Source organism: Natronolimnobius sp. AArcel1 (assembly GCF_011043775.1).
Lineage (GTDB): Archaea > Halobacteriota > Halobacteria > Halobacteriales > Natrialbaceae > Natronolimnobius.
The window spans coordinates 148556-171084 of sequence record NZ_JAAKXY010000005.1; the positions used below are offsets into that span (position 1 = coordinate 148556).

Here is a 22529-nt window from a genome sequence, read left to right on the forward strand (position 1 = left end):
GCACCGTCGTGCTGACGCACACATGAGTTTTCTGAGGACATCAGCAACAGCGTTGAGTGCTGGAACGCAGTGATACGGGACAAGACAGCCATAGCCACAGTGGATCAAAAACCATACTTTGGATAATCATACTTCAAAGTACGATATTGGCTGCAGTGTCGTCCACAGAAATCTGACTCTCGAGTACGCCAGAATAGTATCAGAGACAGGGAAACGGGGCGCAAAACAGGGAACCGACCATGGAAGCCGACTGTTCTGAGAGAGCGTCGTGGTCAGTCCGTCGAGAGCGTGATCGATTCGGTTGCCGTTCGACCGGCGTCGTCGGTCACCCGTAACACGATCGAGTCCCGGCCGTTGTCGCCAGCCGTAACCTCGAGAAGTTCGCCAGTCTCGTCGAACGAACCAGTGGCACCAATATCCCACTCGGCGGAAACCAGGGTTCCCGTTTGGGCACTCGAGCAGGTCCCATCAAGGGTAACACTCTGGCCTGCCTCGAGAGCAAGTTCTGAACCAGTTTCAGGTTCGGGCCTGATTTCGGCGATGGGTGCGTCCGCGTCGTCTGGGCCATTGTCGTCGTCCGTGTCATCCGCTGGAGATGACTCACTGTCATCGTCCTGGTCTGCTGTCTCCTCATCCACGTCAGGTGCGTGTCCGTTGTCGGGATCATCCTCGAATACCGTATCGGCGACGAGTCGTTCGGTGATCGCGAGGTGCCACTTGACGCGAGTCTCGAGAGCGACGTCAGTCGAAAGTGTCTCGACAAGATACGCATCAGCATCTAGGTCTCGTGCAGCCTTATGGACGAGCAAGCCACTCGGTTCGGTGTTCGGCCCGGAGAAGGGACCAGTTTCGAACGCGAGTGTCGAATCATCAACGTACTGTTCAGTCGCGAAGTCAGCCGCCGCTGTGGCGGTTTCGACCGCGGTCGGTCCACTCGAGTGAAAGATTGCCTGCCCGACGCCATCGACCGGATCGCCAGCATAGAGGCCCGTTGATTCGTGAAGGTCGACAACGACGTCAGGGTCGTACTCGCGGAGGACATCCCAGATTCCCTGGGCAAGGTCAGACTCCGGATCCGCACCTTCGGGGAACTGCCGATTGAGATCACTCCAGTCGTCACCACTGCGAGTGCCCTGTTCGACAGCGACTGCGTGAGCTTCTGGAATTACAACGAGCGTTCCGGCATCGATCCGCCAGTCAACGATTTCGCCTGCAGCCTCGTAGCCAGCGACTTCGTTGCCGTGGATTCCACCAATAACAACAGCGGTCCCCCCGTCAACCGGTGCGTCGATAACGTGTGCTGTCGTTTCGTGGACTGTTCCCTCCAGAATCGGAACCGAGTCTCGTGAAAGGTCTTCCTCACCCGTTTCAGCGCTAGTCATCTCCTCGAGTTCGCCACTGACTGTCCCAGCACCAACGCCGGTGACCGCGCAGCCAGTTGCGATAGCCAATACAGATCGTCGCGAAAGCGTCTCGCGTTGCATGCGACCGCTGATACGAACGAGGTGGTGTTTACTATCCCAGCGATAATGACTGAAGGCATGCCATTTCAGCGCTGAAACGGTCGGTTTCGTACTCGAGAACAGTTTCGAGGGCAACGACCGACCCGCGACTCGAGTGTTGCGATGTGGTCAACAGTTTCGAGGACGAAGTGACGTCAGGCTACAACGGTGCACTGGTCAACAGACGCCGTGGCGCTCGTAAAACCGCCGCACACGATCATCCGTCAGCAGCGGGCCGTGCACCTGAATTGATTTCAGTCCGGGGTAGCTGTTGGCCTCGATGACGGTGAACGACCCGTCATCATCGGCAACGAGGATGTCCCAGCCGACGTAGGGAACGAACGAGCAGGCGTCAGCCATCTCGAGGATGCGCTCTCGAATGTGGGACCAGCCGGGAACGTGAGCGCCCTCGACCTGTGCGTCGGTGTCTGGATGTCGAGAGTGCCACGCAACCGTCCCGTCGATGGGCAGTTGCGCGCCATTGCTAAGCTCCCCGGTCTCGGGATCGATGGCCGCCGAAAGACCGCCCTGAGAGAAGTTATCGAGTGGGACGGAGTCACTCGTCCCCATCCGATGGATCGCTGCGGCGATGAACGGCTCACCGGCTGCCGCGTCGTACATAGTGATGATGCGAAGCGTGTTCGGCGTCTCCGGATACAGACCGGCCGCGAACGGGCCCTGTTCGACGTACTCACAGACAAGGTACTCCTCGAGAGTGGAGACTAGCGACCGAAACTCGGCCTCAGTGTAGGAGTCGCCGTTGACCCGATAGCCCGCCTCGGTGCGAGTACACAGCAAGACGTTGTTCCCGCCACCGCCTCGAACCCACTTGAGGACGAGACGGCCTTCGGCTTCGAGGCGTTCGACGACCCGCTGGGCAGCGTTTCGAGTTGTGACATTGTCCGCTTGCGTCCCCTGCGTGTCCACGGATTGATCCTGTTCTCCGTCTTGTTGGTGGCTCACGCTGGGCTCAGGCACACCCGTGATGGCCGGTCCGCCGTCAGTCAATTCTTGCGGGCCGACACTCTCAGCACTGTCGTCGATTGGATGGTACGTCCCATCTCGAAGCATGCCGTAGACCGCCATCCGATGGGCGTCGAACGGCTGCATCACCCGGTGAAAGAGGAGTTTGTTCGAGAGCGCGACCGACCACGTTCCATTGACCCGCTTCGAACGGACAAACCGCCGGTAGTCGGTGACGTAGTCTCGATACGTCGATTCCTCGAGGTCATAGAGGGCATCAGAACGGGTCAAGAACCCGCGACGCCAGAGCCAAAGGCGGCGTTTGAGTGGCCTCGAGACGGTGGATGAACGCTCGGTCGCCGCCAAATCCTGTACGCCTCTGACCGTGTGATAGAGCTGTCGGACGTTCACAGCTGTCGCTGCCTGACGCTCGGCGATAGTTATCGGTCGGTCAAGACCGTTGCACTCTCGAGAACGGTCGTCGATAGGTTCGCTCCCGCACCCATCAAATAGAGGGTGTTCGATCATCGTCGTGGGGCCCCTCTGTACAAATACAAGAGCTGACCCACAATGTCCACAACAACGCAAAACAAACTCGAAAGCCGATACGCGGGAATTACACTTGAAGGACACCCTCACGCGCTGACTGCGTGGTTCGTCGTCGCCCTCCGACTCGTGATGGGCGGCATGATTCTGTTCGCGGGATTGGGCAAGTTCGCAATCGTTAGCGGCGAAGCGTTCGACGCCAGTGGCTTTCTGATTCATGGTGTCGACCCAGCCAGCCCCGTCAGCGGCCTCTTCGCCGCGATGGCCGGTAACGCGGCCCTCCTCGAGGTCATCAACGTCATCGTGCCAGTTACGCAGGTGCTGATCGGCGTTGCGCTGATCGCCGGCGCGTTCGTCCGTCTGGCTGCCCTCGGCGGCGCAATCCAGATGGCAATGTTCTACCTCGGCGGCTGGGAAGGCCAGTGGCTCGCGTTGTTCGACTCGACGCTGATCTACGCCGTCCTGTTCCTGGCACTGGGCGCGTTCGCCGCCGGTCGAATCGCCGGCCTCGACCGCTACATCGAACAACTCACCGTCGGCGGCCAACCGCTCCTCGAGCGGTTCCCCAAACTCCGGTACGTCTTGGGCTAAGAGAGGCGTCTCGAGCCACGTTCAGAAGTGGCTCTCTGGTATCTTCTTCTCCGAACGGTCCACTGGACCAAAACACCCAAGTCATTATCGCGATAATCATTATCCAACGTATGACCTTCTACGACCGGGAGGACGAACTCGCGTCACTTGAGACAGCATATTCATCGCCTGGTCACGCTTTCTACGTGGTTTACGGACGCCGACGCGTCGGAAAGACTGCGCTTCTCAAAGCGTTTTGTGCTGATCGCCCCCATCTGTATTATCTCGCCGCGCAGGAGGCAGAAGATCGTCAACGTGAAAAGTTCGTCGAACAGGTCGCCGATGCGTTCGATGATCGTGTGCCTAGAATCGACGGTTGGGACGACGCATTCGAGTATCTCGGTGAGAAGCTCGAGACAGAGAGTCGAGTCGTTGTCATTGACGAATTTCCGTACTTAGTCGACGAAAACGACTCGCTCCCGTCGTATATTCAATCGTTCGTCGACGAGCAACTCCAAAACACCGACTCGATGCTCGTCTTGTGTGGCTCGAGCGTGAGTACGATGGAATCTGAGGTACTCGGCCATGAAAGCCCGCTGTACGGTCGTCGAACTGGACAGATCGACCTTCAGCCGTTTTCGTTCCAGCAAGCCTACGACGTGATCTCTGACGATATCGCGGATGCGATCCGGTCGTACTCCATCACCGGAGGGACACCGATGTATCTCACGCTCTTCGACTACGACGACTCACTAGCCGAGAATATCCAGACGCACATCCTTTCGCCGACAGCAATGCTGTACAACGAGCCGGAGTTTCTACTTCGAACCGAGCTTCGAAATCCGGCCCGCTACTTGAGTATCCTCGAGGCGGTGGCACTCGGGCAGACGACACCGAACGAAATAGCAGGAGCGACTGGCATCGATTCCGGGCCGCTTTCGAAGTATCTCCAGACGCTTCGTCGCCTTCGACTCCTCGAGCGTGAGGTTCCGGTCACAGCAACCAGAAAAAAGTCCAAGCGCTCCCGGTACCGAGTTGCGGATGAGTTTCTCCGATTCTGGTTCCGCTACGTCGAGCCAAATCGCTCGAGTATCGAAGAAGCGCCGTCTATCGTTTTTGAGGGGACAATTGAGCCAGATTTACCAACACACGTTGCGACAACGTTCGAGGATATTTGCAACGAGGCCGTCTGGGAGCTCATCAGACGAGGTGAACTGGAGCCGTACTCCGAGGTGGGTCGATGGTGGTACGGGGAAGACGAGATCGATATCGTCGGCCTCGCACCCAACGACGACCGGGTACTCCTCGCCGAATGCAAATGGACCACTGATCCGGTTGGCTACGGGCTCGTTGATGACCTTCAAAAAAAGGCCACAAACGTTCGCTGGGGGCCGAAAGATCGATCCGAGCACTTTGTCCTGTTTTCGAAAAGCGGCTTCGTCGATGGCCTCGCTTCGGAACTCGACGAGAGTTGGTTGCTGGTCGACTTGGACGACCTCGAGCAGGTGTTCTCAGGCCCTCCCAACGCTTGAAAGTCACTGTATTGACTTACTCTCGTGAATCTACTGTACACTACAAATCGAGTATCAAACGGTAGCCCTGGAAACAGCACCCATTGGGTTTTGTCTCTTTTTCCAGCGACTCGGTTTGAACGAAGCGAAGTCAGAAAACGGCCGAAAGCATCGCTAAGAGATCGATCTTCACGCCTACCCACTCAACTCCCTTATATCCCAGAAAGATTCCGATAATTCCGAGGACACCGGGGAGACTTGGTGGGGCTGGGATGGGGATTTGTATCACACTAAATAGGGCCCCGACGAAGACCCCTGCCAGCAAGGCCAAAACGAGTGTTGAACCCATATGCATACCTGTTGTTCGCGTACAATAGAGTATTCGGTGTGCCGCGCTCGTGAGCGAGTCACTATACAGTAGCTGGTAGAAGTGCATGTAAGATACAGGCGAACCTCTTTTCGCCTCGGGTGCGCTTCGCGCACCGCTCGACGAAAACCCGTTCATGCCAAAAAGCCGGCCTCGCTTCGCTCGACCGGGGAATCGCGCTCACTACCGGGTCCTTCGGACCGCTCATTCGCACGAATGCTCGTGTTCGATTCGCACCCAGTATTCAGCACGGATGCTAAAACCTATCACCCGTTGAGGATTTCAACAGACCCACTGCATACCCATCCGGGACGGCAGTTGTTGACAGCGTAGACGCCGACCCCAACGAGTGGACGATGACCGCTATACAGTTGCTCGGAGGCGACTCGAGAGTGCCCCCATACCCACGACGGTCACGACGAGAAGAACGACGAACGGCACCAACATCGCTGCTGGGCGCCGACGGATGCCGGCCCCAGCGCACCAGCAGAGTCCGGGGACATGACGTGCAGACACCGATGCCGCTCGCAAGTGCCACGTGGCTTTGAGTGGGCGGCCCTCTGCGAGGAACCGCTTTGCGAGAATGAGGTGGTGAGTGGCGCGGATGTCGTAGCCCTTCGCCTCGAACCGGTCGACGGCAGCCTCATACGCTGAGAGGTACTGCTCGCTCGCCTGTTCGATGACGGCTGCCGGTGGGTGGCCAGTCGGTTCCCGCCGGACCAGTTCCTCGTCGACGTAGGCGAGTTTGCCGTGCTCGAGGACGCGCAGACAGAACTCCGGGTCCTGGAATCGGTCGAGCGTCTCGTCGAACCCGCCAGCCTCCCGTGCGATGGCCGTCTCGACGAGCAGTGTCGACCCGGCACCGGGCTGGACGTTGTCCGCGAGGATTTCGCCGATGAGTTTCTCGCCGCCCTCTCTGGTCGGTTCGGTATCGGCGTTCGAAAGGGCAGACGCAGCGACACGCTGTACGCGCCCGCTCGCACCGGAGAGTTCGAAGCCTGCATCGCAGTAGACCCCAACCCACTCGTCCGGGCGGTCCTCGAGAGCGGCGAGTTGACGCTCGAGTTTCTCGGGATGCCACTCGTCGTCCGAATCGAGAAAGGCGATATACTCGCCGCGGGCGTGTTCGATGCCCGTGTTTCGGGCGACGTTTGCCCCCTGATTGGTTGCATGGACGACCGGCCGGACCCGTGAGTCCACGTCCTGGTAGGTCGCAAGCACCGAGGCAGTATCGTCGGTCGAACCGTCGTCGACGACGAGTATCTCGAGATCGTCGATGGTCTGTGCAAGTGTGCTCTCGAGCGCCCGAGGAAGCGTTGGCGCTCTGTTATACGTCGGAATGACGACGCTAACGCGAGTCATTTCCCGGTGGTTGCCCCTCGAGTGGGTTTATTATCACGTCGATAAACCACGTCTTGAGCCGGTATCGGAGCCATCTCGACAGTTCTCACTGGCACCGGTGGACTCGAGAGCCACGCACGGGAGTCGTCGGTCGCGAGAGCGCTGCTAATGGCTCTATAAGAAAGAGGAACTGATTCGTCGCCTCGAGTAATGACGCATCGAAGCCGACGAACAGTCGTGACGTCAATTGCAACGGCCGGGACGCTCGGTCTTGCGGGCTGTCTCTCGAGCGTTTCCGAGTGGCGCGACAGGGACGATGATGATGAGGAGGCACCGCCTGACGGTCCGATGCCGGAGTCGGAAACGGACGATACAGACGAGGAGCCGACCGGAACCGACGCAACGGTCGGCCTGCCCGGCGAGCCAATCGACTCGTTCGAAGACCTCGACGGCTGGGTGTCGATGATCGACGCGGGCACACTCGAGGCCACGACGGACGAGCCGTACGCCGGAACGCAATCGGCCCAGCTCACAGCCGGTGACGACACCGAACACGCAACGATTTATCGGACGTTCTCGGGAGGGATTGACCTCTCCGAGTCGAATCTCTCGCTGGCGGTGTTGTTCAGCGGGCGCGAGCAACTCCATCTCACGCTCGAGTTGTTCGCCCCGAACGTGCGGGCCGTCCACACCATGGAACGGACGCTCGTCGGACCGACCGACCGCTGGATGCGCGTCGACTTCGGGACGACTCAGGTCGAGGGCGACCCCGATCTCAGTGATATCCGCGAGATACGCCTGCGCGCTCGCCGTCGTGGCGACCCCTCCGGCTCGATAGACTGTCGGATCGACGATCTTCGGGCGGTCGACCGACCGGAGACGGGCGCAGTCATGATGCTATTCGACGGCACTCTCGAGAGTCACCACGAGGTCGCGCTCTCGCATATGGAGGGTTACGATTTCACGGGCGTTGAGGCCGTTATTCCCGACGCTGTCGGCGACGGTGGGCGACTCACGATCACCCAACTCGAGGACCTCGTCGACGCTGGCTGGGACGTGGCCGCCCGGCCCCGAACCGGCGCGCAGTCGCTTCCTGAGTTTACCCCCGAACAGCAGGAAGGCGCACTCGAGCGGACGAACGCCTACCTCGAGAATCGTGGGTTCTCGGATGGGACGAACCACTTCGTCACGCCCCGAAACATCCTCGGTCCAGAGACGATCGATCTTGTCAGAGAGCACCACAAACAGGCGTTCCGCTACGGCGGCGCACCGAACGCCCTGCCACTGACGGACCCACACAACGTTGGCTTTTTCGACGCCGATGCTGGCGAGACGACACAAGCGTATCTCGAGCACGCTGCAGACTACGGCCAACTCGCTGTCTTGCACGTCGAAGAGATCGGCGACGAGGGCATGAGCGAGGCTGCCTTCGTCGACCTGCTCGAGTACATCGACGACCTCAGTCTCGAGGTCATCACGGCGTCGGAACTCTTGGCGGACCGGGGTGAGCCCTGATGTATCGCGATCTCTCCGTCGGCGTCGTGATGCCCGCGTACAACGAGGAAGGATTCGTCGGCGACGTACTCTGTGAGATGCCCGACTTCGTCGACCGGCTCTACGTGATCGACGACCGCTCGAGCGACGGTACCTGGGAGGAGATTCTCGAGGCCGCTCGCGAGGACGCACACAGCGATTCGAACGGTGATTCCAGCGCGAGCCGCGAGGATACCGGGAGACTGGTCGCTGATGGCGGGACCTCCGCGCTCTCGAGGCGGGCGTCGGTCGGCGAGCCAATTGGTCGCGTCGTCCCAATTCAACACCGATCAAATCGGGGCGCTGGCGGGGCGATCAAAACCGGGTATCTGGCAGCACTCGAGGAGGATATCGACGCAACGGTCACCGTCGATGCAGACGGGCAGATGGACCTCTCGCAGATGCCTCGCTTGCTCGATCCGCTCGCTGAGGGAGAAGCTGACTACGCGAAAGGGAATCGACTTCTCTCGGCGGAGTATCGGGCGGCGATGCCCCGTTTTCGGTTCGTCGGCAACGCACTCCTGACGTTCCTCACGAAGATTGCGTCGGGCTACTGGAAAACGATGGACCCCCAAAACGGGTACACGGCCATCTCTAACGTCGCACTCGAGGCGATCAACGTCGAGGGACTCTACGAGTACTACGGCTACTGTAACGACCTGCTGGTGACGTTGAACGTCCACAACCTGCGCGTTGCAGACGTGGCAATGCCAGCCGTCTACGGCGACGAAGAGTCGAGCATCCAGTACTCGGAGTACATCCCGAAGGTGTCGACCATGCTACTTCGGAACTTCCTCTGGCGGCTCAAAACGAAACACCTCGTCCTCGATTTCCACCCCCTCGCGTTGTTCTACCTTATCGGCGCGGGACTGGGCGCGGCCGGAGTCGTCGCGACAGGACTGACGATGATTACGGCGCTTTTGAGCATTGGAATCGGCGTTTCAGCCTCGAGCATCCTGCTTCTGTTCGTCGCCAGCGCCGCCTTCCTCCTGTTTGCGATGGTGTTCGATATGGGCGAGCACGAACACCTCGAGATGCAAGTTCGATAGGCAGGGATTTCGGAGAGGCGGGCGCTGTCAACCACAGACTTGGCTCAGCTGCAACCGTTAGGAAGAGATGTAGTCGATTGTTTGTGTTGCCACGTCTGTGAGGCGTTCGTCGGTGAGGCAAGTCAGATAGAATTCCACTTCGGCAGCGCTGTTGAGAGTTGCAAGCGACCACGGAAGGACGTGGCTTTGTTCTCCAAGCGGATCACCCGCGTAGTCACCGTCTCTGAGCGTGATCGAGTCTTTGTGGTAGGTTTTCGAAGAGAGCAACACAGTGATGAGTTGTAACCCGTGGGTAGAGAACTGAGGAGTCCCCAAAACGAGCAGTGGGCGACCTTTTTCAGAGAGCGGGTCGATCCCCCAGACGATATCACCACGTTCCAGTTCTTCGAACGCAGTCACTGCACGGTCTCCATCTCATCAGTCTGTAGCTCCTCGAGGCGTTCGGCTCCGTACTGCTCGTCTGCACCCTCGTGATACTGATGGAGCTGGTATGCAGATCGAAGTCGGTTCTCGTCGTCTGTAATCGCCCAATATGGGCGCTTGTGTCGGACAAGACCGCGCTCTTTCAGTCGTGAAAGGATTGCACTGACAGTGTCTGTCTCGAGGTCAAGACGGTCAGCGATCATTGCTGCCTTCCACGCACGGTCGTTGTTCTCGTCGAGGAACGATACGATCCGCTCGGTGTCGTTTCGCTCCTCGAATGCGTCGTCGTCGGCGTTCTCGAACTCGTCGATATCGATGGTGCCGCTCGACATAATCTGATGTTGGTACTGTTGGAACATAGCTGTTTGGAACGTTGGTTACGCTAGTCTTGATGTGACTACCCCCGAGGAAATACGCCTCCCACGTTATCGGTTCCAAAATAGGGTGATCTCAACTCGCGATCGCGGATAAAAATCCTCGCTCAGTGTTAATTAGCCCTGATTGATCAGCGGAGTAGTTACATTTTCGATGGCAAATATAATTATAGAGGTGTTGACCATGGCAGTAGTTACAAACAGTACGCCAAATTTTACTGACCGATTTGCCGGGTCTGCTCGTCTCAGATGACCAGCCGCCGTATTACAAAGCAGACCCGCTGCCGCTACTGTATCGAGGAACTCGAGCACAACGATATCCTCGAGGAGACAACGGGGAACGAGCGCAATCGCGAATTCCGTGCGATCGAGATTTTCGAAATTCTCGAGCGGCCACCTCAGACATACTGAGAACCCAAGGTGTGTACGAACGCGACGGCAGGCCTATGCTCGCTAGCACCAGTGACTACTCGAGATGACGCTTGACGTGGACGGGAGCGACGACTATCACGTAGTCTGGGAATCGGAGTCGTTCCGGAAGTGGACGGGGATCGTCACGGCTGAGTCCGAGCGGATTCTCACTGCGAGACTCACGCGGTTAGACGGCACTCTGGACGTCCACTTCGAAACACCTGGCGGGGCCCGTCTCTATCGCGCCCGCGCCGACAGACAACACGGAATGTGGGGGACATACACGATCACCGAGGAATCAACTGGAAGGCCGCTTGGATACGTCGAAAAGCACGTTCCTCGAGTACGAGAACGGTGGGAGATTCGCGACTCGGCGGACGTCCACGTCGCGGATATCACGGAAGGGGTCGTGCGTGGGATACTGACGAGACAGCTGAACGCGCCTGCAAAGTGGGCGCTCGTCGACACCGATGGAAACCCTCTCGGTGCGGTCTCCGATGATTTTCGTCTGTGGGGGTACTCGTGTACGCTCCATTTCAGTTCGTCTCAGCGCCGATCAGAACTGCGACAACTGCTTCTCCTAGGGACGGTCGTGCGCTACTCGAGATTCCTTCAGTAGGGCAGCAGGTACCTGGCTCAGGGCAATACGACTGAAGCGTCGATCCCCAAAACCCCCACGGCAAGCCCCGACGCGAACAAAGACAGCCCAACGCCGACCAGCAGGAGTTGGAGCCAGTTTTGCGGAGAGCCACCCCCGAAACCCTCGAGTTGCGTCTGGAGTGTACTGGCACTCGAGCCGAGTGGACCCGGAAACGCCGACAGAATCTTGAGTGGCTCTGTCAGGTCGAGTGCGCCGACCAGCAAGGCAAACCCGAGGTAAAGGACGAAGCCGACCGGTGGGACGACGAGGAGAGCGAGCCACGGATTCGAAATCGTAGCGGCAAGCGCGAAGATCGGAACGGCAGCAAAGAGCGTTGCCAGTGTTGCTCGACCCAGTCGAGCGTCTGCGAGCGGGTCGAAACCGACCTGCCGTGCGCTCCAGCAGTGGAGGACGAACATCGAGCCGTAGCCAATACTGGTCGCGATTGCTGCGCCGTGCATACCGTACGTCGGGATCAACAGGATATTGAGGACGACGTTGACACCGGCTGCGACACCGGTTGCAGCGACGGGATAGCGAAGCGTTCCGTTCCCCTGTGAGACAGCCAGAACCGGCCTGGCGAGGGCAAACCCAAGCGCGCCGGGCAAGAGTAACAACAGCGGGTCGATAGCCGGCTCAGCCTCAGCGCCGAAGTACAGTGGAATCGCAACATCGGCAAGCGCCGCAAGTCCGACTGCCATGACGCCTGTCAGGAGAAACGTATACCGAGTCGTTCGAGATGCGAGATCCGTGATCTTCCAGGTTTGGTTTTTCGACCACAGTTCAGACGTTGAATGGACGAACACCGTCTGCAGCGCCAGCGGGACGAACCAGAGGAACTCGGCAATCTGGAGGGCAGCCCGGTAGTTCCCAACGTCGGAACTCTCGCGGAACTGCTGGAGCATCAGAATGTCGACGTGGTACAGCGACATCAACAAGAACACGAGGACAATACTCATCGAATTGAACGTGAGCATCTGCGTTCGCGGGAACCGGTCGGTCGGCGTCAAAAACACCGATAGAAGCGACACGCGGCTATGGACGAGCGCCAATCCGACAACCGCGACGAGCGTACTCGCGACGATGTGGCCAAGGAGCGCGCCAGCGACACCGAAGCCGACGTATGCCAGCGGAATCGTGACGACGACGAAGCCGACCTTATCCAGGATTTTCAGCGGTTCCGAGTAGCGCTCGAGGCCGAATCCCATGAGCGTCTTTCGGGCATAGTCGCGAAACTGGGCCGTCACGACGAGGATTGCGAGGATGTAGAAGTACACTGCTCGGTCCTCGCCGAAGGCGAGCGAGACGTAACCGAACTCGGTGGCGGCGACCATAACGAGGATGCCGATTGCCCCGAGCCAGATCGCAAGCCGCAGGTAAAAGCCGACGACGTGTTCCTGCCAGTTGGCGACGGAGCGGTCCTCAGCGAGATACTTCCGGACGCCATCGGTGATGCCAGAGCTGACGAAGATCATGTAGATGGCAAACACCGAGAGCAAGACCGCGTAGTCACCGTAGGCCGACGCGCCGAGGAATCGGTACAGAAGCGGCGTCGAGACGGCAGTAACGATCAAGACGATGACCTTCGCGCTGACGACCGAGAAGATGCCACTCGCGAGGCTTCTGTTCATCGCCACGGCCGTGGGTCACCCCCGTTCGAAACGTGGCGAGTCACGGTGCCGGGCGGACAGCGATGAGCGCAGAGAGAGACCACAATATCAGTGGCGTGTCGCTCTTGGGACCTTATTATAGCCGTGTTAAACGCCACAGTGACTGTCTTCGACGGCGGAGATCGACCAAGCCACTCGGTCTCGAGTCAGCATCATCGCTTCGAGCGTCTCCAGAGCTACCGAATGCACACCCCAGTAGGACAGACTAGTTTCGTTCGCAAAACCGCAAGACGGTGTGGAGAATCGCTCTCACAGCCATTAACCGAAATATAAATATAGAGTCGACGGGCCGACAGTAGTGCGAAGATGGATCAGCAATCGACGCGTCGGCGACTCATCGAGGCGACCGGTGTCGGTATGCTCGGACTGACGGCCGGCTGTGTCAGTCGCTGGACTGAACGCGACGAAAACGGCGACTCGAGCGAGGAGTCGGAGTCTCGAGAGAGTGCCGCGGACGGCGGCACTGATACTGAGACAAGCACAGACGACGCCGCAAGCGAAGATGAGAGGGACGAAGACGAGAATACAGACGACGTCCCGAGCATTGATGGCGGGGCTGTCGTGTTCGTCTACGACGATGGGCCAATCGAAGACTACGAGCAGGCGTTTCCGGTCCATCAGGAGTTCGACGCCCCCGCAACTGCCGGCATCGTCTCGGAGTGGATCGGCCGCGAAGACTACAACGGCACCGACTGGATGGCCGTCGACCACCTGGAGAAACTCGCCGATGCAGGCTGGGAAATCGCGTCACACACGACCGCCCACACCGCACTCGGTGCGTTCGACCTCGTCGAAGACGTCGAGTCGAACGAGACGCGAATCTATCCCGAACAGCGAAATCACGGCTTTCACCACGGCTACGAAATTGAAATCACGGACGGCAACGAGAGCGTGCGTCGGACTGTTGTCGACTCCGACACCGACGAGATCGGTGGTTACCTCGAGTTCGACGAGCCGGTTGGGGTAGCGTTCGACGCTAGCGAGACAGTCGAACAATATCCGGATGACGTCATGCACGAGTTCCTCGAGGAGTCGAAACAGGACCTCGAGGAGTACGGCTTCGACGTCGACACGCTATTGGCACCGTACGATATCGTCGACGAACGAACAGTCGAGATCGCTCGAGAGTACTACGACGGTATTTCGAACGTCCACCCGGGGTCGATGCACAACGATCCCGAAGCGTTCGATCCGTTCGGAACAAACCGTGACTATTTCATCGAGTTCACGACCCGTGAGGAAGTACAAGCAGAACTCGATCAGGTCGCCGAGCAAGAGGCCCTCAGCATACTTGGCGCCCACACGTTCAAAGACGAAGTGACCGAAGAGCGAATCCGTGAAACCCTCGAGTGGGTCGACGAACGCGATCTCGATGTAGTGACGTTCCGTGAAGCGATTGCAGCAACCGAGGCACTCGATCTCGAGTTAGTTCACACGCGCACACCACGTTTCCGGTGAAATGATGAGTTAGCAGGGACTGGTGCTGGTTGGCTATCGGTGATTCTACAGGTGGAACAGGCCAAGTGCCTCGGAGTTGGCCGAAGACGTTGCTTCCCGTGACTGAGCAAAGCGAAGCTAACAGGAACTGCGCTCCTGCAAGGTCAGCGGAACTTCGCTCCGCCAAAGCCAACAATGACCCCAAGACCCCGATATCATTTAATGACGAGACGGCTCTCGTCTTGAACAGCCTGACCTGAAGCGATTTGTGAGGGACTGAAAGGGAGACAGAAACTCGGACAGACACACCGGATTTCCGGTGAAAGCATTCGAAACTGTGACCGTCGCTTGAGGGAATGGGAACTGGTCACCCAAGTAGCAGTGTTTTGGATTGTACTATCATCTCATCTCTACCCTAGTTATATATACCTCTAAAGAGTATAGTCCATTAAGTCAATTGCATTCAAAATAAAGCAACAATTGCTTTTTGGTTGGACCTGAACAACTTCTTACGAATGGGCTCTGTCTCGGAGAGTACCTTCAACTGCTCTGTTTGCCTTCTTTCGCTGTTCTGTCTCTCTTTCACACAACGTTTCCGTTGTAAGCTAACCCCCATTTCCCCTGGACCACCCACACTCTCGAGACCGGTTTCACCGGAAACGTGGTGTGTGTGTCTCGGCGAAACGTTCAAGAGATTTCACCGGAAACACGGTGTCTAAGTAAATGTCTGACTCCGACGACCTCTTTGTCCGTACGGATCCAATCTTTGTCAATAAGGAACTCCTAGAGATTAGCCACGTTCCCGATGAGGGTCGTATCGTGGGTCGAGACGACGAAATTGGCCAACTCGCGAATGCAGTTAACCCCGCAATTTTCGGCCAAAGTCCGAGCAACGTCTTGATTTACGGGAAAACAGGGACCGGGAAATCACTGTGTGCGAAACACGTCTCGAGCCGACTTGTCGATACGGCCAAGGAAGAAGGGACGAACGTCACCTACGTATACGTTGATTGTGCGCAGGATAGTACCGAAACCCAAACTGTCCAGACAATCGCTAGCTCAGTGAACAACGACGAGACTGAGATCTACATTCCGGACAAAGGAATCAGTACGGCGACGTACTACAAACGACTCTGGCGAATCCTCGACCAAGCGTACGATGTGGTGCTGGTGATTCTTGACGAGATTGACAAACTCGAGGACGATGCGATTCTCATGCAACTCTCTCGTGCGGGCGAAGCTGGGAAACTCACGAACTGCAAGGTTGGTGTCGTTGGAATTAGTAACAAGATCAAGTATCGAGATCGGATGGACGAGCGCGTTAAATCGAGCCTCTGTGAACGCGAGTTCGTGTTCCCGCCGTATGATGCGAACCAGCTCAACGATATTATGTCCGCCCGGAGTGATGCGTTCCGTGAGGGCGTTCTTGGTGAGGGTGTTATTCCTCGTGCAGCAGCACTCGCTGCTCGAGAGCACGGTGATGCACGCAAGGCAATTGATATTCTTCGGTATGCTGGTGAGATTGCTCAGTCATCGGGCGCTGATATGGTTCGCGAAGAGTTCGTCGTCCAGGCTCGAGAACGGGCCGAAGTCGATCGATTCAGAGAGTTAATCCGTGGTTCGACACCGCATTCGAAATACGTGTTACAGGCACTGACGGTGCTTTCGCTCGAGCAGAATACCGCAACAGACGGTCCGGAACAGGGATTCCGGACAACCCGAATTTACGAAGTTTACGAGCAGATTTGCCGTCAAGAGGGTGTCGACACGCTCTCACTGCGACGCGTACGTGATCTGTTAAAAGAGCATGCGTTTTTGGATGTCATCGAACAGTCTCGCCACAGTGGCGGCAGTGCCGAAGGCAGCTATACGGAACACATGCTTCTCGAGGACCCCGAAGTCGTCAAAAACGTTCTTGCAGACTCTCTCGAGTAATCCTTCTAGGTTGGTGATCAGACCGACTGAATTCGACTTTTGGTACCTACTCTGCTTGAGTTCGTCTCGTTCACCGGAAATCCGGTGTGTTGTGTTCGTTTCCGTCACAGAGACACCGTGTTTCCGGTGTAAATGAGTGTCTCGATACCTGTATTTTCTCTTGGTCGCTTTTTGAGACGCCGTCTTGTTCACCGGAAACCTGGTGTGTCCCAGTGGAGTATTATATAACAACTGAAACGGTTTACACACCAATCGCACAGCCTTCGTGCGATTGGGTGTGCACTGACTTTCAGTGGCTACTATAGCTGTTTCATGCTTTCCCGGACACTGGGCTTCCGGTGAAATACACTGGTATCGTCTGGAACTTGTGGATAGATTCAATTCAGTTCTGGAAGGTACGCAGCGTTCGCCTCGAGCAACGCTTGGGTCATTTCGTAAAAATCTGATTCCCACGACTTTAGGCGCGGGAGGAGGTCAAGTCCTGGTCACAGCTAATTGCTACTGCAGGTATCGATTTCCCTTTCGAAGGCCTTGCCACCCGTCTTATATCGCTCTGACTCGAATGGACTGTGGCGAGGTATGGGGTCTGTCGTTGCCACCGGCCGCACCCCGTGGTGTCGGGCCACCTCGCCGCTTATCACTCACAGGCATGAGTCCGATCTTCCCCAGAAACACACCACGTTTCCGGTGGAACGCTGCACACCTATACCGACAGAAGAGACACCGAGTTTCCGGTGAAACAAATTCTATTATTTATCATTGCTTGTAATTATCACACTTTGATGAGTCGATCTGGCAGTTCGACCCTCGATAAAATGCAGCTGGTCGAACGATGGACGTTCGACCGAGGATATTCCGTCAGTAGTGCCTAGAGTTCGTCTTCCTCGTCGGATTCGTTCTCGTCTTCGTCATCGGTGTCATCATCGTCAACTTCTGTGTCATCGTCATCCTCGAGGCCGTCGTCTTCGTCACCGTTCAGATCATCATCGTCTGCATCGGTATCGTCTTCATCACCGTCCAGGTCGTCATCCATCCCGTCATCGTCGTCGATTTCGTTTTCGCCATCGACTGGCTCTTCATCATCGTCGTCCATACAGCCTGCCAGTGTTGCGACCGTACCAGCGCCGAGTACCGCTGTGAATCGTCGTCGGCTGAGGGTTGGTGCTTTCATAGTGTGCGTTTTGGGCGATGACGAATTGCTAAATAAGGCTGAGAGTCCGTTGCAGTGAATTATTTCGATTAAGACGAATTCCAACGCTTGCAGTCTTTGCAACAGACACTTATGACAACCAACATCTTTTATTCGTTTTGTGATTCTCCTTCTCGTGGGGCTTACACTCACATTAATTGGCGTTCGACGGTTGTCGTGCCATCAGATACACTGTCTGATTGCTGTACCCCACTCGAGTTTGTCTGTTTACTATCGGGTTTCCAACGCCGGTAGGATTGTCCCAGGAGTTTGTGTGGTGGGATCTGTCGAGAGCCAACTCTGGCTCGTTTTTCCGGTGCTTTCGGGGCTTACCCCTCCCATAATGAAGTACTCGGGTATCTACGCAGTCGATAGCGTATCGTGTCCCACCGACTGCTGTCGCTGCCGATGGCGTTCAACTGCGACCGATCACCTCGGTGGCGACTCTCACTTCGCATTCCGACCGATGACCCAACCAAACCGCCGAGATAAACCTGTATCGACGAGGAGTATCGATCCCGCCTCGAGCGAGCTAGAGACGTTACTTATCGGCATCGACGCGGGCAGCCTGTCGATCTTCGAACGGCTGTTCGATGCGGATCGCATTCCGACGATCGAACGACTCTGTACGGAGGGTGTTTCTGCCCCCCTCGAGTCCCAGATTCCGCCCTGGACACCGAGTGCGTGGCCATCGATCTATACCGGTGTCAACCCCGGAAAGCACGGTGCGATTGGGTTCGTTGGCTACGACGGCTACGATTGGCACGTCACGAGCAACGACGACGTCCATGAGCACTCGCTGTGGACACTGCTCGATCAACACGATCGCTCGAGTGTTGTCGTCAATGCACCCGTTACACACCCACCCGACGAGTTCGATGGCGCGGTGATTCCTGGATTTCTTGGCCCCGAAGATCCACCGTGCCATCCGGAGGGGCTCTTAGCGGACGTCCGCCAGGAAATCGGCGACTATCGTGTCTACCCGAGCTATACACGAGATTCCGACTCGCTATCGACACCGGAAAAACTCGAGGAGTACTGCAGGTTGATCGGAACGCGTGGCGCTGCCTTTCGCTATCTCGTCGACGAGTACAACCCCGAATTCGGGTTCGTCCAGTTCCAGAAGACTGATACGGTCTTTCACGAATTCGACGGCGATGAGGCGGCGGTCGATCGCGTCTATGAGGAAACTGACGACCAGATCGCTGCTATCCTCGAGCATTGCGACCCGGAGCGGGTGTTTCTCGTCAGCGACCACGGGATGGGGCCCTACGAGGGTTCTGAGTTCCGAATCAACGAGTATCTCCGCGATGCGGACTATCTCGAGACGACGACTGGTGGAAAGGGCATGCCTTCGTGGACGCCGATGCGCAGGCGGCTTCGGGAGGGCGAAGAGTGCGAGACGTGGGAGCCCGGTGTCGCCGCACGCACGCTGTCGGTCATGGCTCGTTTTGGCTTGACTGCCAGTCGCATCCGGGCTGCTCTCGAGCGGGTTGGACTGGCTGAATTTGTAATCTCCCATGCCCCGGGAGGGATTTCACGGACGGCAAACGAACAGGTTGACTTTGCTCAGTCGATTGCGTACGTCCGCGCCCGAACGGAACTTGGTGTGCGGATCAACCTTGAGGGTCGGGATCCTGCGGGTGTCGTCTCGCCAGCGGCGTACGAACGGATTCGTGAGGAACTCATCCGCGACTTGCAGTCTGTGAAGACGCCTGATGGCGAGCCATTCTTTGAAACCGTTGCACCGAGTGAGCGCTACTTCCACGGGCCGCACCACGACGCGACGGTCGATATCGTCACCATTCCAGCGAACTTCGATCACATGATAACCGAGCAACTGGGCGGTACGACCGACGGTTATTTCGACTCGGCTGAACCCTGGAATCACAAACTCGAGGGAGTGTTCGTCGCAGCGGGCGATGGCATTGATTCGGATACAGCACTCGACAGCGCCCATATTTTCGACGTTGCGCCGACGATCATGGCTGCGATGGACTTGCCTGTTAGTGACCGAATGGATGGCAGCGTCGTCCCAGTTCTGGACTCGACTGACGCAGTCGAGTCAATCAGCTATCCATCGTACGAGGACGACGAAATCAGTCGAACTGAGCCTGATGCAGACGTCACTGAGCGGCTGGCTGATCTTGGCTACATGGAGTGAAACTCTCTCCTTATGCTCTGTTTGAGCGGCTGAAACCGTCTTACTTGGGCGATAAGTATGGGCTGTACTTGCGAGTCTCACAACACCGATCACTCGATGGGATTCATTGCAGATGTCCGTCTGGCTCACGACGCGCTTCCGCTGGTCCCGACGATGAAGCGCCAGCCCGATCTCACGCTGAGGCGTGAGTACGAGACGACCTATAATGGCACTCAGATGCAGTTCATTTCCGTCTTCGGTGACGAAACCGACACCCTCGAGGAGGTCCTTGCAGACGATGCGACCGTTTCTGCGGCAACGGAAGTCGCCACGTTTGGACAGCGGTCGATCTATCGGTTGACCATTGACACCCATCTTGAGATCGTCCCGGGCGAGTGTAGCGAGTGTGGCGTATTCGTCTTTACTGCGACGAGCACCAACGCTGCGTGGAGTGTCCGACTGTATCTGCCTGACAGAGAGTCGTTGGCGGCGATTCGACACTGGTACCGCGACCACGGCGTCTCGTTCCGGGTGACAAAGCTGTGTGACTCTGGTGTCTCCGACGAAGGCACGTACTTCTTGACCGACAATCAGCGTGAAATCCTCCTTTTGGCATACGAGGCTGGCTACTTCGATATCCCGCGGGATATCACACAGGATGACCTGGCTGATCGGCTCGACGTGACCGATTCAGCCGTCTCCCAGCAACTTCGGCGGGCCATCTCGATGTTGATTGCAGCCACACTCGAGAACGACCGAACTGCCGACACAACTATCTAATCTGTGATAACAGCACTAACTCTACTCTCGAGGTATCCCGTTGTCGGCTCCGAAGAGACTTCTTCTGGTTATAAACGCCTCTACAGAGGCTATACGTCGAGAATCGAGATCGATATCTCACCACTGTTGATCACAGTGAAACCGTTTTAGACTGTGGAAAAATCATAATTCTCAGTTCGAGGGAACGATTAGTACTTAAAAACTTGCTATCCGAACCCCTAGTTACTCGGCCGCCTCGTTACTTCAATAGCAGTGACTATCAATGACGGAACGACGCGGGATGCGAGATGCGGAGTTGGGGGATGAGGCGCGGAGGCGACCGACGACGGATTCTCACTCTGCCACGATGTCGACCCGATCTCGGCGGACGTTTTTGCGGGGAGTCGCCGTAACGGGGGCAACGACACTGGGTGTTCTCTCGAGTGCAAGCTCACCAGCAGCAGCGTTTCACGAGAACTACGACACTGTCGTCGATGTCGTCGACGCCGGAGCGGACAACACCGGTGGAGACTCGATTACGCCGGTTCTCGAGGAACTGCGGGCGGATAATACGGCGTTCGTCTTTCCGGAAGGGAGGTACTCTATGGACTCTCAGTTCCGATTTACCGGGTTCGAGAACATCGGCTTTTTCGGACGGGACGCGACGATTGTTCCTGCGCCGTACCACGAGTTCGATGGACCACGGTTCCGCCTGTTTCGGCTCGGCGTTTCGTACAACCCTGGTCAGCGCCTCCGATTCGAGGGATTCGATGTCGATCAGACGGCGGCTGAGACAGGTATCCGCGTCATCGAGGCGACGATTGCACAGGATCTGCAGGTACGCAATATTACAATTGACGGCGAACACGACAGTGGGACGTGGGGTCCGGGCATGTTCGCGATCAGCGATCCGAACGGCCAGGGTGTCGTCGAACGCTTCCGTGCGCCTGATGGCGGCCGCCATGCTGATGACACGCCGAACGCGGGGAATCTCTGGCGCGGCCCAATCGGGATCGAGGCGAATACGAACGTCGGTCACCTCGAGTTTAGAGACTGTGAACTTGGCGGCTTTCCGGATAACGGCTTGTATGCGGTCAACGAGGAGGGAACGGTCATCATCGACGGTGGCCGATTTGCAAACAGCAACGGCGCGAACGTCCGCCTCGGTGGGCAGGACAGCGTCATTCGAGATGCCACCGTCGCTGTTAACCGAACGCGGTCGTACGACAACAGCCAGCGAGGGATTCGCCTCGAGAACGGCGACAACCTCGGGATTTCTGATGTCGATATCTCAATCTCGTCGCCACAGTCGACCAGCCACGCGATTTCGGTAATGAACACGTGCAGTCAGTCACGAGTCGACGGGGCCTCACTCGAACTCCGCGGTGACGATGTCAATCATGGAATCGTCGTCTCGCCTGATGCTGGGTTCTCTCATATCGTCGACTGTGATATCGTCCACGAAACGGCCGGTGGCTACCCGCTGTGGATCCGGGAGACAGACAAACAGGACCGCGTCCTGGTCGAACTCACTGACATTTCCGGTGAGGCTGGCGTCACCGGCGCTGGACTCCGTGACGGCATCCGTTGTGGCCGGGATAACTGTCGATTCAGTCACGTAAACGTCGATCAGCTAGGCCGAAACGGTGCCGACCGCAATGGCCTCGTGATCACCGGTGATGACGCTACTGTCTATAGAAGCGATCTCCATGCGAGTCAGTATCCGTACGTTGACCAGGGCAACGGCAATCACCTCCGGAATTCGACTGCTGAGTCCGCCACTAGTTCTCTCGAGGGTGTCCGACTGTATCCCGATATCGAGGGTCCCGAATTGCGAGAAAACCACATCGGGAACGGAATCGATGATCTCGGTGCTACTGACGTACTGGCGTGGCGCAATACAATCTCGTAGACCTGTCCAACTTGGGTGCCGATGGCTCTTCTTCGTTCTCTGCTCGAACGTTTCCAACTACTCGTCCCATCTCATCTTCGCTGTCTACTCTATCTCTCTTGGCTATTCTCCCTCTCGCATCTCTTTTACCTATTGTGACTATCTCACCTATTGTATCTGTCTCGTCTATTTCGCCTATCTCATCTACTTCGCTTGTCGCTTCTATTGTGACTCTTCATTTCCTTTTTCAGATGGCCGATCTAGCTGGACATATG

General features: G+C 57.2%; 19 protein-coding genes. 11 read left to right on the forward strand and 8 right to left on the reverse strand.

From position 1 onward, the window contains the following. Positions 1-272: 272 nt before the first annotated feature. Positions 273-1484 carry a succinylglutamate desuccinylase/aspartoacylase family protein gene (locus G6M89_RS15840; protein ID WP_165162854.1) on the reverse strand — a complete coding sequence of 404 codons (1212 nt, stop codon included), beginning with the start codon at positions 1482-1484 and terminating at the stop codon, positions 273-275. A gap of 195 nt (positions 1485-1679) precedes the next feature. Beyond that, entirely contained in the window at positions 1680-2876 is a 1197-nt protein-coding gene (locus tag G6M89_RS15845; RefSeq protein WP_165162855.1) for a sugar-transfer associated ATP-grasp domain-containing protein, read from the reverse strand. A 159-nt stretch (positions 2877-3035) separates the two neighbouring features. On the opposite strand from G6M89_RS15845, the gene G6M89_RS15850 reads away from it, so the two are divergent. Together G6M89_RS15850 and G6M89_RS15855 are read left to right on the forward strand one after the other, a co-directional pair. Further along, the gene (locus G6M89_RS15850; protein ID WP_165162856.1) at positions 3036-3602 is read left to right on the forward strand and encodes a DoxX family protein; all 567 of its coding nucleotides are present in this window, start codon (positions 3036-3038) and stop codon (positions 3600-3602) included. A 110-nt stretch (positions 3603-3712) separates the two neighbouring features. Next, positions 3713-5113: an ATP-binding protein gene (locus G6M89_RS15855; RefSeq protein ID WP_165162857.1), complete on the forward strand. Its 1401-nt coding sequence runs from the start codon at positions 3713-3715 to the stop codon at positions 5111-5113. Positions 5114-5243: 130 nt separating this feature from the next. Here G6M89_RS15855 and G6M89_RS15860 read toward each other — a convergent pair whose 3' ends face one another. Together G6M89_RS15860 and G6M89_RS15865 are read right to left on the reverse strand one after the other, a co-directional pair. Then, on the reverse strand, positions 5244-5441 hold the full coding sequence (locus G6M89_RS15860) for a XapX domain-containing protein (protein WP_165162858.1): 198 nt from the start codon (positions 5439-5441) through the stop codon (positions 5244-5246). Positions 5442-5822: 381 nt separating this feature from the next. Beyond that, on the reverse strand, positions 5823-6821 hold the full coding sequence (locus G6M89_RS15865; RefSeq protein ID WP_165162859.1) for a glycosyltransferase family 2 protein: 999 nt from the start codon (positions 6819-6821) through the stop codon (positions 5823-5825). Between the two features lie 189 nt (positions 6822-7010). Between G6M89_RS15865 and G6M89_RS15870 the strand changes: the two genes are divergently transcribed. Beyond that, the gene (locus G6M89_RS15870; RefSeq protein ID WP_165162860.1) at positions 7011-8315 is read left to right on the forward strand and encodes a hypothetical protein; all 1305 of its coding nucleotides are present in this window, start codon (positions 7011-7013) and stop codon (positions 8313-8315) included. Further along, complete coding sequence (locus G6M89_RS15875) at positions 8315-9382, forward strand: glycosyltransferase family 2 protein (RefSeq protein ID WP_165162861.1); 1068 nt, start codon at positions 8315-8317, stop codon at positions 9380-9382. Before G6M89_RS15870 ends, G6M89_RS15875 begins: the two co-directional genes overlap by 1 nt. Before the next feature lie 57 nt (positions 9383-9439). Here the strand turns inward: G6M89_RS15875 and G6M89_RS15880 are convergent, their stop codons facing one another. Further along, complete coding sequence (locus tag G6M89_RS15880) at positions 9440-9781, reverse strand: PemK-like protein (protein ID WP_165162862.1); 342 nt, start codon at positions 9779-9781, stop codon at positions 9440-9442. Beyond that, entirely contained in the window at positions 9778-10137 is a 360-nt protein-coding gene (locus G6M89_RS15885) for a winged helix DNA-binding protein (protein WP_165162863.1), read from the reverse strand. Before G6M89_RS15885 ends, G6M89_RS15880 begins: the two co-directional genes overlap by 4 nt. 291 nt (positions 10138-10428) lie before the next feature. Between G6M89_RS15885 and G6M89_RS15890 the strand changes: the two genes are divergently transcribed. Beyond that, positions 10429-10590: a hypothetical protein gene (locus G6M89_RS15890; RefSeq protein ID WP_165162739.1), complete on the forward strand. Its 162-nt coding sequence runs from the start codon at positions 10429-10431 to the stop codon at positions 10588-10590. Between the two features lie 64 nt (positions 10591-10654). Next, positions 10655-11209: a hypothetical protein gene (locus G6M89_RS15895; RefSeq protein ID WP_165162864.1), complete on the forward strand. Its 555-nt coding sequence runs from the start codon at positions 10655-10657 to the stop codon at positions 11207-11209. Positions 11210-11226: 17 nt separating this feature from the next. On the opposite strand, the gene G6M89_RS15900 is transcribed toward G6M89_RS15895, so the two are convergent. Then, positions 11227-12861 carry a flippase gene (locus G6M89_RS15900; RefSeq protein WP_165162865.1) on the reverse strand — a complete coding sequence of 545 codons (1635 nt, stop codon included), beginning with the start codon at positions 12859-12861 and terminating at the stop codon, positions 11227-11229. Between the two features lie 345 nt (positions 12862-13206). Between G6M89_RS15900 and G6M89_RS15905 the strand changes: the two genes are divergently transcribed. Together G6M89_RS15905 and G6M89_RS15910 are read left to right on the forward strand one after the other, a co-directional pair. Next, positions 13207-14358, forward strand: coding sequence for a polysaccharide deacetylase family protein (locus tag G6M89_RS15905; protein WP_165162866.1), 1152 nt, complete (start codon positions 13207-13209; stop codon positions 14356-14358). Positions 14359-15060: 702 nt separating this feature from the next. Continuing rightward, the gene (locus G6M89_RS15910; RefSeq protein WP_165162867.1) at positions 15061-16272 is read left to right on the forward strand and encodes a Cdc6/Cdc18 family protein; all 1212 of its coding nucleotides are present in this window, start codon (positions 15061-15063) and stop codon (positions 16270-16272) included. Between the two features lie 868 nt (positions 16273-17140). Here the strand turns inward: G6M89_RS15910 and G6M89_RS15915 are convergent. Beyond that, entirely contained in the window at positions 17141-17443 is a 303-nt protein-coding gene (locus G6M89_RS15915) for a hypothetical protein (protein WP_165162868.1), read from the reverse strand. A 484-nt stretch (positions 17444-17927) separates the two neighbouring features. Between G6M89_RS15915 and G6M89_RS15920 the strand changes: the two genes are divergently transcribed. The 3 genes from G6M89_RS15920 to G6M89_RS15930 all read left to right on the forward strand — a co-directional run bounded on the left by G6M89_RS15920 (position 17928) and on the right by G6M89_RS15930 (position 22275). Beyond that, positions 17928-19625, forward strand: coding sequence for an alkaline phosphatase family protein (locus G6M89_RS15920; protein WP_165162869.1), 1698 nt, complete (start codon positions 17928-17930; stop codon positions 19623-19625). A gap of 96 nt (positions 19626-19721) precedes the next feature. Next, positions 19722-20384 carry a helix-turn-helix domain-containing protein gene (locus G6M89_RS15925; RefSeq protein WP_165162870.1) on the forward strand — a complete coding sequence of 221 codons (663 nt, stop codon included), beginning with the start codon at positions 19722-19724 and terminating at the stop codon, positions 20382-20384. Between the two features lie 280 nt (positions 20385-20664). Next, positions 20665-22275: a right-handed parallel beta-helix repeat-containing protein gene (locus tag G6M89_RS15930; RefSeq protein ID WP_394352372.1), complete on the forward strand. Its 1611-nt coding sequence runs from the start codon at positions 20665-20667 to the stop codon at positions 22273-22275. The last annotated feature ends 254 nt before the right edge of the window (positions 22276-22529 follow it).

Bases quoted from the DNA above. Each gene is read 5' to 3' on its own strand.
- G6M89_RS15895 (WP_165162864.1), top strand. From the start codon at position 10,655: ATGACGCTTGACGTGGACGGGAGCGACGACTATCACGTAGTCTGGGAA.
- G6M89_RS15930 (WP_394352372.1), top strand. From the start codon at position 20,665: ATGCGAGATGCGGAGTTGGGGGATGAGGCGCGGAGGCGACCGACGACG.
- G6M89_RS15850 (WP_165162856.1), top strand. From the start codon at position 3,036: ATGTCCACAACAACGCAAAACAAACTCGAAAGCCGATACGCGGGAATT.
- G6M89_RS15840 (WP_165162854.1), bottom strand. From the start codon at position 1,484: ATGCAACGCGAGACGCTTTCGCGACGATCTGTATTGGCTATCGCAACT.
- G6M89_RS15890 (WP_165162739.1), top strand. From the start codon at position 10,429: ATGACCAGCCGCCGTATTACAAAGCAGACCCGCTGCCGCTACTGTATC.
- G6M89_RS15910 (WP_165162867.1), top strand. From the start codon at position 15,061: ATGTCTGACTCCGACGACCTCTTTGTCCGTACGGATCCAATCTTTGTC.
- G6M89_RS15925 (WP_165162870.1), top strand. From the start codon at position 19,722: ATGGGATTCATTGCAGATGTCCGTCTGGCTCACGACGCGCTTCCGCTG.
- G6M89_RS15875 (WP_165162861.1), top strand. From the start codon at position 8,315: ATGTATCGCGATCTCTCCGTCGGCGTCGTGATGCCCGCGTACAACGAG.
- G6M89_RS15865 (WP_165162859.1), bottom strand. From the start codon at position 6,821: ATGACTCGCGTTAGCGTCGTCATTCCGACGTATAACAGAGCGCCAACG.
- G6M89_RS15855 (WP_165162857.1), top strand. From the start codon at position 3,713: ATGACCTTCTACGACCGGGAGGACGAACTCGCGTCACTTGAGACAGCA.
- G6M89_RS15870 (WP_165162860.1), top strand. From the start codon at position 7,011: ATGACGCATCGAAGCCGACGAACAGTCGTGACGTCAATTGCAACGGCC.
- G6M89_RS15885 (WP_165162863.1), bottom strand. From the start codon at position 10,137: ATGTCGAGCGGCACCATCGATATCGACGAGTTCGAGAACGCCGACGAC.
- G6M89_RS15915 (WP_165162868.1), bottom strand. From the start codon at position 17,443: ATGAAAGCACCAACCCTCAGCCGACGACGATTCACAGCGGTACTCGGC.
- G6M89_RS15860 (WP_165162858.1), bottom strand. From the start codon at position 5,441: ATGGGTTCAACACTCGTTTTGGCCTTGCTGGCAGGGGTCTTCGTCGGG.
- G6M89_RS15905 (WP_165162866.1), top strand. From the start codon at position 13,207: ATGGATCAGCAATCGACGCGTCGGCGACTCATCGAGGCGACCGGTGTC.
- G6M89_RS15920 (WP_165162869.1), top strand. From the start codon at position 17,928: ATGACCCAACCAAACCGCCGAGATAAACCTGTATCGACGAGGAGTATC.
- G6M89_RS15900 (WP_165162865.1), bottom strand. From the start codon at position 12,861: ATGAACAGAAGCCTCGCGAGTGGCATCTTCTCGGTCGTCAGCGCGAAG.